Raw genomic sequence first — 12,708 nt, 5'->3', positions numbered from 1 at the left:
CGGTTTGCAATACCCATCAATATTCAGCGCGCGTTACGCGATACAAGGCACAGATTCAAAACGTAGTTTCATTTTTTAGCTATTTATTTGCTATCCTTGCGAGCATCAACTCCCCCGATTGCTGGAGATATTATGGCTAAGAAAGTCGCCGTCCTGCTGGCGCCCGGATTCGAAGAAGCAGAAGCGGTCATGGTCATCGACGCCCTGCACCGCACTCAAGTAGAGGTCATGACGCTGTCCTGCCAGGACATGCTGGAACTGCGTAGTTATCACAATATCCGCATGTTTGCGGACGCACTGCTGGAACGCAATATGGATACCCTGTTCGACGCAGTGGTGATCCCCGGAGGGCCGCAAGGCACGGTAAATCTGGCCGCTAACCCGCTGGTCGCTGAATTTATCCGCCGTCATGACGATGCCGGCCGGCTGATTTGCCCGCTTTGCTCCGCAGCGGCTCGTGTACTGGGCGGCCACAACTTGTTGAAAGGCCGGCGTTATGTTTGTTCCGGCGATCTATGGAAAGACGTAACGGACGGCGTATATGTCGACCAGAATGTGGTGGAGGATGGCAATCTGATCAGCGGTAAAGGGCTGGGTGTGGCATTTGATTTCGCCTTCACCATCGCTCACCGGCTGACCGGCAACACCGACGACATCAACTACCAGGTTGAGCACATTTACTATGACTCCTGGCGTGTTAAGGAAACAGCCCACGCCTGAGTTGTCTGTCAGAGACCCTCTTCCAAGGCTGCATGACCATGCAGCCTTTCAGTCACGTTGCCAAGCGACGTCAGTCACTGTAATCCCCTTCGCCGTACCGTTTCCGATACTCTTTTGGCGTCATGCCGTAGTCCTTCTTAAACACGGAATAAAAATACGGCAGCGACGGATAACCGCACATTGTCGAAATTTCATTGACGGACAACGACGTGGAAACCAGCAAATTACGGGCGCGATCCCGTTTTTCTCTATGAATGATGCCGTGAATCGTCTGGTTGGTTTCATCCTTAACGCGCTTCTCCAGATTGGAACGGGAAAGGCCAACCGCATCCAGCACCTGCTCCACCTTGATACCGCGGCAGGCGTGATGACGAATGAAATGCAGCGCCTGAATCACCGCCGGATCATGCACCGAACGGTAGTCCGTAGAGCGGCGTTGCGCCACCCTCACCGGCGGCACCAGAATCCGCTGCAACGGCAACGGCTGTGACGCCAACAGCAGTTGATGCAGCAACTTCGCGGCCCGATACCCCATCTGGCGCGTTCCCTGTACTACGGAAGACAACGCCACCCGAGACAGGTAGCGCGTCAACTCTTCGTTATCGATACCGATGACGCACAACTTTTCCGGCACCGGGATATTCAGATGCTCGCAAACCTGCAGCAAATGGCGAGCCCGGGCATCCGTCACAGCGATAATGCCGGTCTGCGGCGGCAGCGTCTGCACCCAATCAGCCAGACGGTTCTGTGCGTACTGCCAGTTATCCGGCAACGTTTCCATTCCCTGATAAACCACGCCTTGATACTGCTCCGCCGCCACCAGCTGCCGGAAGGCATACTCCCGCTCCTGCGCCCATCCCTTGCCCGCCTCAGCCGGTAAACCGTAAAAGGCGAAACGGTGAATCCCTTTTTGTTTCAGATGCATAAACGCGCTTTCCACCAGCGCGTGGTTATCGGTGGCGATATAGTGCGCTGGCGGATAATCCGCAGGATCATGATAAGAACCGCCCACCCCCACCAGCGGCACCGAGACATCCGCCAGCCGGCGGATAATGTCTCGATCGTCGAAATCGGCGATCACGCCATCACCGAGCCAGTCGCCGATGTTTTCCAGGCGACAGCGAAAATCCTCTTCGATAAAAATGTCCCAATCACACTGCGAAGCCTGCAGGTATTCCCCCACGCCTTCCACGACCTGCCGGTCGTAAACCTTGTTGGCATTGAACAACAGCGTAATTCGATAGCGCTTCTCAAACATGTGATGCATCTCATCCGAACGGAGCCTTCCTGAATAGCACAGCCTGCTTACGGCCAGAAAATGAATTTCCCCATTTTGCGAAGCGCCTCGAGTACCCGATGGATCGCGCCGCCCGGCCACATCGCTGAATGCGTCTCAGGCTTTACGCTTGGTGGCGGTATCCATCCATACCGCCAGCAATAAAATGCCGCCCTTCACGATGTACTGCCAGAACGTGGGCACATCCAGCATGCTCATTCCATTATCCAGCGACGCCATGATAAAGGCCCCCATCACCGCGCCGGCTACGCTGCCGACGCCGCCGGCCAGGCTGGTTCCGCCGATAACGCAGGCGGCGATGGCATCCAGTTCGGCGATATTCCCCGCCGACGGCGACCCAGCGCCGAGACGGGAGCTGAGCACCAGACCGGCCACCGCCACCAGCAACCCATTGATGGCGAATACCGCCAGCTTGGTACGCTCAACATTGATGCCGGATAATCGCGCCGCATCCAGATTGCCGCCCACCGCATAAATCCGGCGTCCGAACGCGGTACGGGCCGCCATAAAAACACCCGCCAGCATAATCAACGTCAACAGCAAGACCGGCGTGGGCACACCACGATAATCGTTGAGCAAATAGATGGCGCCTAACACAACGGCCGCCATCAACGCCTGACGGCCGACGTCGGCGGATGACGGGGCCACCGGCAACCCCAGACGCTGACGGCTGCGTCTCTGGCGCCACTGCCATGCGACAAACAGCAGCAACCCCAGCACACCGAACAGGAAACCGACGCCATCCGGCAGATAACTCTGGCCAATCCGGGACATGGCGGGCGACGTGGGGGACACCGTGGTGCCGCTAGTCACACCGATCAGCACGCCGCGAAATGCCAGCATCCCCGCCAGCGTCACGATAAAAGACGGCACCCGACGATAAGCGACCCACCAGCCGTTCCACGCCCCCAGCAACAATCCCAGCAACAGTGTTACAACGATAGTCAATGGCAGCGGCCAGCCAAACCAGACGTCGAAGATCGCCGCCGCGCCCCCCAGCAACCCCATCATCGAACCGACCGACAGATCGATCTCCGCGGAAATAATGACGAAAACCATGCCTACCGCCAGAATGCCGGTGATAGCCGTCTGGCGCAGCAGGTTGGAAATATTACGGGCGCTCAAATAGGCCCCATCGGTCATCAACGTAAAGAACAACCCGATGGCGACGACCGCTGCAATCATCACGTAGACCTGCAGATGAAAATTTTTGGCGCGGCGAGGCACGGCCAGAGCGTTCGGCCGTTCAGACAGCGACGTTTTCAGCATGATGCTCACTCCTCAGCGCGGCTTCCATGACCTGTTCCTGCGTTAACCCCTGATTAGGCAGATCAGCCCGGATACGTCCCTGGTGCATCACCAGAACCCGATCGCTCAAGCCCAATACTTCGGGCAATTCGGAAGAAATGACGATGATGGCAATCCCTTGTTTAACCAATTGATTGATAAGTTTATAAATTTCATATTTCGCACCGATGTCGATGCCGCGCGTGGGTTCATCCAGAATCAGAATTTTAGGGTGCAGCAGCAGACATTTCGCCAAAATGGCTTTCTGCTGATTGCCGCCGCTCAGACGGGCAATCGCCAGTTCCGGCGACGAGGTTTTCACCTTGAGATGGGCAATAGACTCACGAACACAATTCTGCTCTCGCGCATCATCCAGCACAGACCCGCCGCCGGTGAACTGTTCCAGCGCCGCCAGCGTGATGTTCTGCGCCACGCTCATTACCGGCACGATACCGTCTTTCTTGCGATCTTCCGGCACCATGGCGATGCCGAGCGCTATGGCGTCCCGACAATGACGGATAGTGACCGGCTTTCCCTCCACCAGAACCCGCCCTTGCCAGCGCCCCGGATAAGCGCCGAACACACACTGTACAGTCTCGGTACGCCCCGCACCGACCAGGCCGGCAATCCCCAGGATCTCGCCGCGATGTAACGAAAACGACACCTCATCCACCCGACGAATATGGCGGTTGACGGGGTGCCAGGCGGTCAAGTGCTCCACCCGCAACACTTCGTCACCGATATCGTGCGGTTCGCCGGGGTACAATTCGGTTAACTCACGGCCGACCATCATGGCGATGATCTGCTCCTCGCCAAGCGATGCCGCCGGGTAAGTGCCGACATGCTTGCCGTCGCGAATGACGCAAATCATGTCGGAAATGGCTTTGACCTCATTCAGCTTGTGGGAAATGTAGATGCAAGCGATGCCGTGGTGACGCAGATCCTGCACGATATTCAACAGTACCGCGGCCTCTTTCTCGGTCAGCGATGCCGTCGGCTCATCCAGAACCAGCAACCGCACCTGCTTATTGAGCGCTTTGGCAATTTCCACCAGTTGCTGCTGGCCGAGCCCGAGATCGCCCACGCGGCTGTTGGGGTCGACATCCAGCTTTACCTGTTCCAGCATCGTCTGACAGCGCAGATACATGGCGTCGTAATCCATCACGCCAAAATGCGACCATTCATTGCCGAGGAACACGTTCTCCAGCACCGTCATCTCTTTGACCAGCGCCAGTTCCTGATGAATGATGGCAATCCCCCTCTGTTCGGTGTCGCGGATATGCGCAGCCCGCAATTCATCGCCGGCAAACCGGATGCTGCCTTCATAGCTGCCGTGCGGATATACCGCACACAGCACTTTCATCAGCGTAGACTTGCCGGAACCGTTTTCTCCGCACAGCGACAACACCTGCCCGGCATCAAGCTGCAGGCTGATGTTGTCCACGGCTTTCACGGCACCGAAAGTCTTGGTGATATTTTTCATTTCCAGCAAACAAGGCACGATGCACTCCCCCTTTACCGGCGGTCTCTGCCGTCAATGGACAACATCGCCATCGACGGCGACGCCCCACGCCCCACGCCCCTCAGTACACATCCGATTTTTTGTGGAAACCGTCAGCGACTACGGTACTGTCGATGTTGTTCTTATCCACGGGGATCGGCGTCAGCAGGAAGGAAGGAACGGCTTTCTTGCCGTTATTCAGCGTGGCGTTCGACGAAGGCGTTTTCCCCTCGCCCAGCGAAATCGCGATATCGGCGGCGTCCTGCGCCAGTTTGGTAATGGGTTTGTAGACCGTCATGGTCTGGGTGCCTGCGACGATTCGCTTAATGGCCGCCAGATCGGCATCCTGACCGGAGATCGCCACCTTGCCCGCCAGCCCCTGCGCCGCCAACGCTTGAATGGCGCCGCCGGCCGTAGCGTCGTTCGAGGCCACGACGGCATCGACCTTATTGCTATTGGCCGTCAATGCGTTTTCCATGATCTTCAGGGCGTTTTCCGGTAGCCAGGCGTCCACCCATTGGTCGCCAACCACTTTGATTTTCCCGTTATCAATTAACGGTTTTAATACTTTCATCTGCCCTTCGCGGAACAGCTTGGCATTATTATCAACCGGCGATCCGCCCATCAAAAAATAATTTCCCTGAGGCACTTTATCAACCAGATATCGGGCCTGTAATTCGCCTACTTTCTCATTATCAAACGAAATATAAAAATCGATATCCGCATTATTAATCATACGGTCATAAGCCAGTACCTTTATTCCTTCGCGTTTAGCCTCTGCAATAACATTGCTTAAGACCTTGCCGTTATAGGGAATAATAACCAGCACATCGACGCCGCGATTAATCATATTTTCTATTTGCGATATCTGGGTTTCCTCATTGCCATTCGCGGACTGTACAAACACTTTCGCCCCTTGCGTTTCCGCTTTCTGCACGAAAATATCCCGATCCTTTTGCCAGCGTTCAAGCCTTAAATCATCGATCGCCATACCAATTTTCACTTCTCTGGCGAATCCCGGCTGACCCAGCGTAGCGATAACGGCACAGACTGACAGCAAAATGTATTTCACTTTCATCATTGAGTACCTTTCGTTATTTGAATGCAGGGAACCCCTGACAGGTAAATCCCGTGCTCATCGGAATTGTTGACGCGAAAAGCACAGAGCATCAATTGCTGATTTTCATCCCTTGATTACGATTTTTGGTTTAATTGTTATTTTTTGATAGCGGTCATATTTTACGCTTGTTAACTCTGTTTTTTCACGTAGCTATTCCGAGCAGGTTTGCAAATTTTATTAATTCATTTTTGAGAACACGCGCACATTTAATAATTATCTTAATTTCAGTGTAAAATAACGTAATTGAGCCGCCCAAATATCGATACGAATAATTAAGCAGTGTCCCGTCTGTCGGGAAAATTTCCAAGGAGATGAGAATGCACGCTTATTTCGATCAGATAGAAAAAATCCGCTTTGAAGGTCAGGGCAGCAGCAACCCATTAGCTTTCCGTCACTATGATCCCGAACAGGACATTCTCGGTAAACGGATGGCCGACCACCTGCGCTTCGCGGTGTGTTACTGGCATACGTTCTGCTGGAACGGCGCGGATATGTTCGGCGCCGGCGCGTTTACCCGCCCCTGGCAAGGCAGCGGGGATCCTCTGGCTCTGGCGCGCGCCAAGGCGGACATCGCATTCGAGTTCTTTCAGAAGTTGGGGGTTCCCTATTACTGCTTCCATGATGTGGATGTATCGCCGGAAGGCGCGTCGTTACAGGAGTATCGCAGCAATTTCGCCGCCATGACCGATATTCTCGCGGCTAAACAGCAGGATACCGGCGTCAAGCTGCTCTGGGGCACCGCCAACTGCTTCACCCATCCGCGTTACGCCACCGGCGCCGCCACCAATCCGGATCCGGAAGTGTTCGCCTGGGCGGCGACGCAAGTCTTCACCGCCATGAACGCCACCTTGCAGTTGGGAGGAGAAAACTATGTGCTGTGGGGGGGACGCGAAGGCTATGAAACCCTGCTGAACACCGACCTACGTCAGGAAAGGGAACAAATCGGCCGTTTCATGCAGATGGTGGTGGAACATAAACACAAGATTGGCTTTCGCGGCACGCTGCTGATCGAACCCAAACCGCAGGAGCCCACCAAGCACCAGTACGATTATGACGTCGCCACCGTCTACGGTTTCCTGAAACAGTTCGGGCTGGAAAAAGACATCAAAGTCAATATTGAGGCCAATCACGCGACGCTGGCGGGCCACTCCTTTCACCATGAAATCGCCACCGCCATCGCGCTCGGCATTTTCGGTTCGGTGGACGCCAACCGCGGCGATCCGCAACTCGGCTGGGATACCGACCAGTTCCCTAACAGCGTGGAAGAAAACGCGCTGGTACTGTATGAAATCCTGCGGGCGGGCGGGTTCACCACCGGCGGGTTGAACTTCGACGCCAAGGTGCGCCGCCAAAGCACCGATCGTTACGATCTGTTCCACGCCCACATCGGCGCGATGGACACGCTGGCGCTGGCGCTGAAAGTGGCGGCGCGCATGATCGAGGATAACGTGTTGAGCCGGCAGGTGGCGCAGCGTTACTCCGGCTGGAACGGTGAACTGGGCCAACAGATCCTGCAAGGTAATGCCTCGCTGGAAACGCTGGCGCACTATGCGGAACGCCACCAGCTCGCTCCCCAGCACCGGAGCGGCCGCCAGGAAATGCTGGAGAATCTGGTCAACCGCTATCTGTACGGCTGATGCTGTCCGTTCGGCATGCCATCCGGCTACGGTTGAACTCGCCAACACCGCACAAACACAAACAGTGAGGCGTTATGTACATAGGTATCGATCTGGGAACGTCGGGTGTAAAAGCCGTTCTTCTGCGGGAAGACGGCGAAGTCATCGCCAGTCAGAGCGCCGCGTTGACCCTATCCCGACCCCATCCTTTATGGTCAGAACAGGATCCGGAACACTGGTGGCAGGCGACCGATGGCGTATTGACGCAGTTGGCGAGACAACATGATCTTAGCGCGGTACGTGCGATCGGGCTCTCCGGCCAGATGCATGGCGCCACGCTGCTGGATCGGCGACAACAGGTACTGCGCCCGGCAATTCTGTGGAATGACGGACGCAGTTCCCTGCAATGTCTTGAACTGGAGCAATTGACGCCGGATTGCCAACATATCACCGGCAATCTGATGATGCCGGGGTTTACCGCTCCCAAGCTAAAATGGGTGCAACAGCATGAGCCGGAGATCTTCCGGCAGGTGGACAAAGTGCTGTTGCCCAAGGATTACCTGCGTTTCCGCATGACCGGCGACTTCGCCAGCGATATGTCGGATGCAGCCGGCACGCTCTGGCTGGATGTCGCCAAGAGGGACTGGAGCGATGTACTGCTCAACGCCTGCGCGCTGACTCGTGAACAGATGCCCGAGCTGTTTGAAGGCAACAGTATCACCGGGTTGTTGCGGGCTGATATCGCCGCCCGCTGGGGAATGAAGACCGTCCCGGTCGTTGCCGGCGGCGGAGACAACGCGGCTGGCGCGATCGGCGTCGGTGTATATCAGGCCGGTCAGGCGATGTTGTCGCTGGGTACGTCCGGCGTCTATTTTGCCGTCAGCGATGGATTTCGCAGCAACCCTCAGCATGCGGTGCACAGTTTCTGTCACGCCCTGCCCGCTACCTGGCACCTGATGTCGGTCATACTGAGTGCCGCATCCTGCCTGGACTGGGCGGCAAAGCTGACCCACGCCGACAGCGTGGCTGCCTTGTTGACCGAAGCGGAACAAGCCGGCGAGGACGAAACGGCAACCCCAATCTGGTTTTTGCCCTATCTGTCCGGTGAGCGCACGCCGTACAACAATCCGCATGCAAAAGGGGCGTTCTGGGGGCTGACGCATTCGCATGGCCGGGCCGCGCTGGGCCGGGCGGTGCTTGAGGGGGTGGGTTTCGCGTTGGCGGACGGCATGGATGTATTGCACATGACCGGGCTTGAACCTGAGCGCGTTACGCTGATTGGCGGCGGCGCGCGCAGTGCCTACTGGCGACAAATGCTGGCGGATATCAGCGGTAAAACGCTGGTGTACCGAACGGGAGGCGATGTGGGCCCGGCACTTGGCGCCGCTCGTCTGGCACAGATCGCGATGAATCCGGATCAGCCGCTGGCAACGCTGCTGCCCGAATTGCCGATAGAGCAAATCCATACGCCGGATCCGGCGCGCCACGCACATTATGGTGAACAACGCGGCGTCTTCCGCCAGCTCTATCATCATCTGCTGCCGATGATGTCATAACCCCACCATGGGCTGGACGAGCTGTTATCCGCAACTCGTCCAGATATAGCCCTATCATGTCCTGATTTGGCCTTCAGTCATCCGGTCGTCTGCTGCATCATGACCACTCACCACCACCACCGGAGAGCCGATATGGCCCAGTCAGCATTGTTAGTCATTGATGTACAAAACTCTTTTTTACACCGTCCATTCTGGACGGAGAGCGATGTTCCGGCATTTCAGACGGCGCTGCTGCGATTGATTGATGGCTGCCAACGTCAGGGCGTCGCCATTGCGGACGTTTTCCATGTATCGCAGGGCCCCTTTTCGCTGGCGTCCGGCCATGTCGTCCGTCAGTCTTTTTTGACACATCGGTCAGACATCCAGGTGCACAAACACGTACATAATGCGTTAACCGAGTCAGGCCTGCTGACCTGGTTACAACAGCAGGAGATCCGTCACCTGATTATTTCCGGTATTCGTACCGAACAGTGCTGTGAAACCACCGCCCGAGTTGCCTCCGATCTGGGCTATCGGGTAACGTTTGTTACAGAAGCCACGCTGACATTCCCAATGACGCATGACGGCCTGACGCTAAGTAGCGGCGAATTGAAACACCGCACCGAAACCGTATTGATCGATCGCTTCGCCGCCATCCGCAGTGTGGACGCCTGTCTGGCCGAACTGGAACAAACATCGTAATTCGCCGACCGCGTGACGGCGAAGCGGCACCTTGCCGCCACAGTGGCGGCAATCATCAGATGCAGCAGGAGCCCCAACCATGAGCCGACAAGTCTACTTCCTGATGCTTCCCGGCGTACTGATGCTGGATGTCGCAGGCCCGGCGGAAGCGTTACGGCTGGCCGGCCACTTTTCGCTGCATTACGTCAGCCCGGAAGCTGAATTGCAATGCTCCACCGGCATGACGCTGAGCCACCTTGCCCCACTACCGGATGAGCTACCCGAAGGCGCGATTCTGATCGTTCCTGGCGTCTTTGATTCACAACACTATTTTTCGACACCGCAAGCCGATATCGCACGCCGCTGGCTCTGTCGGCTGCAACCAGCCTCGCGTGCGCAGCGGCTGACGCTGGCCTGTATCTGTTCCGGCACCCTGCTGGCGGCGCAAGCCGGCCTGTTGGATGGCTACCAATGCACCACCCACCACGATGTACTGGAACGGCTGATCCAGCAGGCACCGCTGGCATTGGTAAAAGAGAACCGGATTTTCATTGAAGATCGCGGTATTTACACCAGTGCGGGCATCACCGCCGGCATCGACCTGACCCTGCATCTGATCGCTCGTTTTCTTGATGCGCAACAATCGCTGCAGGTCGCCCGAGAAATGGTGGTGTACTTCCGACGAGCGGGCAGCGACGAGCAGCTCTCACCCTGGCTGCAACACCGTAACCATATCCACCCGGTGGTACACCGGGCGCAGGATTTAATGTCGGCGGAGCCGGAAGCCGACTGGCCCCTCGACGCGCTGGCTGATCGTATTCACGTCAGTAGCCGCCATTTGACCCGCCTGTTTCGCGAACAAACTGGTATCAGCGTCCGGGAGTATCACGAGCGGTTACGCATCGCCGTCGCGCAACAGCGCCTGAGGCAAGGCATTGGCGTGGAAAAAGCCGCGTTGATGGCTGGGTTCTCTTCCGGCCGTCAGCTACGGCGGGCCCAGCAGCGGCAGCAACAGCACTGCTGATAAACAGACAGGGCTGCATACGCAGCCCTGTTAATCAACACTCTTCCCGTCAGAACAGGCCGAGCGGTTTATCCGAGTAACTCACCAACAGGCATTTAGTCTGCTGATAATGCTCCAGCATCATTTTGTGATTTTCCCGGCCAATGCCCGATTGTTTGTACCCGCCGAATGCCGCATGTGCCGGATACGCATGGTAGCAGTTGGTCCACACACGACCAGCCTGTACGCCACGGCCTACACGATAGGCAATGTTGGCATTACGGCTCCAGACCCCGGCACCCAGCCCATACTGGGTGTCATTAGCGATCTCCAGAGCATCATCGATGGTCTTGAAGGTGGTTACGGCCAGCACCGGGCCGAAAATTTCCTCCTGGAATACGCGCATACTGTTGTGGCCAAAAAGAATGGTCGGTTCCAGATAGTATCCCTGCGCCAGATCGCCCGGCAGCGCTTTACGACGCCCACCGCTCAGCACCTGCGCCCCCTCTTTTTTGCCGATATCGATGTAATTCAGAATGGTGTCCAACTGGCCGGACGAAACCTGCGCCCCCATCATGGTCTGGCTGTCCAACGGGTTGCCCACGCGAATGGATTCGACGCGCTTGATGGCTCGCTCCATAAAACGCTCGTAAATGGACTCCTGAATCAGCGCCCGGCTCGGACAGGTACACACTTCGCCCTGATTGAAAGCAAACAGCGTGAAGCCTTCCAGCACCTTATCGAAAAAGCTGTCTTCCCGATCCATCACATCGGCAAAGAAGATATTCGGCGATTTGCCGCCCAGTTCCAGTGTCACCGGGATCACATTCTGGGCGGCATAGCCCATGATCTGCTGGCCGACTTCGGTAGAGCCGGTAAACGCAACCTTGGCGATACGCGGAGAGGTCGCCAGATATTCGCCGATCTGCCCCCCGGCGCCATTCACGACATTGAGAACGCCCGGCGGCAGCAAATCCTGAATCAACTCCATCAGCAACAATACTGAAAGCGGCGTCAGTTTGGCGGGCTTAAGCACAATGCAGTTACCCGCCGCCAGCGCGGGCGCCAGCTTCCAGCACGCCATCAACAGCGGGAAGTTCCACGGAATAATCTGCCCCACCACGCCCAACGGCTCGTGAAAGTGGTAGGCCACGGTATCGTGATCGATTTCACTGATACTCCCTTCCTGCGCACGAATACAGGCGGCGAAATAACGGAAATGATCGATGCCCAACGGGACGTCGGCATTGAGGGTTTCACGGATGGGCTTGCCGTTGTCCCAGGTTTCAGCGCTGGCCAACAGTTCGAGGTTTTCCTCCATACGATCAGCGATGCGATTAAGAATCAACGCCCTCGCACTGGCAGACATCGCTCCCCATTCGGCTTTGGCTTTATGCGCCGCGTCCAGCGCGTGATCTACATCAAGGGTGTTCGAACTGGCGACTTCACACAGCGGCAACCCGGTCACTGGCGTCAGGTTGAGGTAATACTCGCCGCTGGAAGGCGGCACCCATGCGCCGCCGATAAAGTTGTCATAACGTTTCTTCAGATTAAGCGCATATCCATACTCACCGGGAGCAACCCGGCTGCCTGAAGCGTCAATGGTCATGTCGTTCTCCTTCGTGATGCACCGCCTGCAACACCGCTTGGGGTGTAGGGGCTCAGCTATACCCATGTGATCAGCGCGCCTGCGATCGCCCTGACCACAGTGAAAAACACTGGAAGACACAAAAGCGAAAACAAATCAGTAACAGTGATTAAAGAATATACAGCGCGTTATCCATTACAACAGCCTGTTCCACGGTGAAATCTTCACTCTCCGACACAGCGCACAGTTTGTAGCCAGAGTGTTACACCTCGTTACTCTGATTGCGTGCAGGTACGCAACTCCGGGAGAAAAGTTCGCATCCACCAGGCAGCGGTGAAATAATGCGGCAACCTACTTATG

10 protein-coding genes are annotated in these 12,708 nt (G+C 56.5%); 5 read left to right on the top strand and 5 right to left on the bottom strand.

All coding sequences use genetic code 11. The features are described 5' to 3' along the window. The first annotated feature begins 132 nt into the window (after nucleotides 1-132). Nucleotides 133-720: a DJ-1/PfpI family protein gene (locus tag DPA2511_RS00440; RefSeq protein ID WP_012763725.1), complete on the top strand. Its 588-nt coding sequence runs from the start codon at nucleotides 133-135 to the stop codon at nucleotides 718-720. 70 nt (nucleotides 721-790) lie between these two features. On the opposite strand, the gene xylR is transcribed toward DPA2511_RS00440, so the two are convergent. The 4 genes from xylR to xylF all read right to left on the bottom strand — a co-directional run bounded on the left by xylR (nucleotide 791) and on the right by xylF (nucleotide 5,883). After that, the gene (gene xylR, locus DPA2511_RS00435; RefSeq protein WP_012763724.1) at nucleotides 791-1,978 is read right to left on the bottom strand and encodes a D-xylose utilization transcriptional activator XylR; all 1,188 of its coding nucleotides are present in this window, start codon (nucleotides 1,976-1,978) and stop codon (nucleotides 791-793) included. A gap of 135 nt (nucleotides 1,979-2,113) precedes the next feature. Continuing rightward, nucleotides 2,114-3,286: a xylose ABC transporter permease XylH gene (gene xylH / locus DPA2511_RS00430; RefSeq protein WP_012763723.1), complete on the bottom strand. Its 1,173-nt coding sequence runs from the start codon at nucleotides 3,284-3,286 to the stop codon at nucleotides 2,114-2,116. Further along, nucleotides 3,264-4,805, bottom strand: coding sequence for a xylose ABC transporter ATP-binding protein (locus DPA2511_RS00425; RefSeq protein ID WP_012763722.1), 1,542 nt, complete (start codon nucleotides 4,803-4,805; stop codon nucleotides 3,264-3,266). The genes xylH and DPA2511_RS00425 overlap by 23 nt, the downstream gene beginning before the upstream one ends. An 82-nt stretch (nucleotides 4,806-4,887) precedes the next feature. Further along, a complete protein-coding gene (xylF, locus tag DPA2511_RS00420) occupies nucleotides 4,888-5,883 on the bottom strand; it encodes a D-xylose ABC transporter substrate-binding protein (RefSeq protein ID WP_023638084.1) in 996 nt (331 codons plus the stop codon). Between the two features lie 359 nt (nucleotides 5,884-6,242). Between xylF and xylA the strand changes: the two genes are divergently transcribed. The 4 genes from xylA (at nucleotide 6,243) to DPA2511_RS00400 (ending at nucleotide 10,781) form a co-directional block, all read left to right on the top strand. Then, on the top strand, nucleotides 6,243-7,562 hold the full coding sequence (xylA, locus tag DPA2511_RS00415) for a xylose isomerase (protein ID WP_012763720.1): 1,320 nt from the start codon (nucleotides 6,243-6,245) through the stop codon (nucleotides 7,560-7,562). A gap of 74 nt (nucleotides 7,563-7,636) precedes the next feature. After that, a complete protein-coding gene (xylB, locus tag DPA2511_RS00410; protein ID WP_012763719.1) occupies nucleotides 7,637-9,097 on the top strand; it encodes a xylulokinase in 1,461 nt (486 codons plus the stop codon). A gap of 132 nt (nucleotides 9,098-9,229) precedes the next feature. After that, nucleotides 9,230-9,778 (top strand): isochorismatase family protein, encoded by a 549-nt coding sequence (locus DPA2511_RS00405; protein WP_012763718.1) that lies wholly within the window; start codon nucleotides 9,230-9,232, stop codon nucleotides 9,776-9,778. A gap of 79 nt (nucleotides 9,779-9,857) precedes the next feature. Next, on the top strand, nucleotides 9,858-10,781 hold the full coding sequence (locus DPA2511_RS00400; protein WP_012763717.1) for a GlxA family transcriptional regulator: 924 nt from the start codon (nucleotides 9,858-9,860) through the stop codon (nucleotides 10,779-10,781). Between the two features lie 49 nt (nucleotides 10,782-10,830). Here DPA2511_RS00400 and exaC read toward each other — a convergent pair whose 3' ends face one another. Further along, nucleotides 10,831-12,369 (bottom strand): acetaldehyde dehydrogenase ExaC, encoded by a 1,539-nt coding sequence (gene exaC / locus DPA2511_RS00395; protein WP_012763716.1) that lies wholly within the window; start codon nucleotides 12,367-12,369, stop codon nucleotides 10,831-10,833. Nucleotides 12,370-12,708 lie beyond the last annotated feature (339 nt).

This window comes from Musicola paradisiaca NCPPB 2511, assembly GCF_000400505.1.
GTDB lineage: Bacteria > Pseudomonadota > Gammaproteobacteria > Enterobacterales > Enterobacteriaceae > Musicola > Musicola paradisiaca.
The sequence above is the reverse complement of the archived record's forward strand: the minus strand, read 5'-3'. Positions and strand labels throughout refer to the sequence as shown.

What these genes read in the sequence shown, in the direction of transcription:
- DPA2511_RS00440 (WP_012763725.1), top strand. Translation starts at nt 133, where the DNA reads ATGGCTAAGAAAGTCGCCGTCCTGCTGGCGCCCGGATTCGAAGAAGCA.
- xylR (WP_012763724.1), bottom strand. Translation starts at nt 1,978, where the DNA reads ATGTTTGAGAAGCGCTATCGAATTACGCTGTTGTTCAATGCCAACAAG.
- xylH (WP_012763723.1), bottom strand. Translation starts at nt 3,286, where the DNA reads ATGCTGAAAACGTCGCTGTCTGAACGGCCGAACGCTCTGGCCGTGCCT.
- xylF (WP_023638084.1), bottom strand. Translation starts at nt 5,883, where the DNA reads ATGAAAGTGAAATACATTTTGCTGTCAGTCTGTGCCGTTATCGCTACG.
- xylA (WP_012763720.1), top strand. Translation starts at nt 6,243, where the DNA reads ATGCACGCTTATTTCGATCAGATAGAAAAAATCCGCTTTGAAGGTCAG.
- xylB (WP_012763719.1), top strand. Translation starts at nt 7,637, where the DNA reads ATGTACATAGGTATCGATCTGGGAACGTCGGGTGTAAAAGCCGTTCTT.
- DPA2511_RS00405 (WP_012763718.1), top strand. Translation starts at nt 9,230, where the DNA reads ATGGCCCAGTCAGCATTGTTAGTCATTGATGTACAAAACTCTTTTTTA.
- DPA2511_RS00400 (WP_012763717.1), top strand. Translation starts at nt 9,858, where the DNA reads ATGAGCCGACAAGTCTACTTCCTGATGCTTCCCGGCGTACTGATGCTG.
- exaC (WP_012763716.1), bottom strand. Translation starts at nt 12,369, where the DNA reads ATGACCATTGACGCTTCAGGCAGCCGGGTTGCTCCCGGTGAGTATGGA.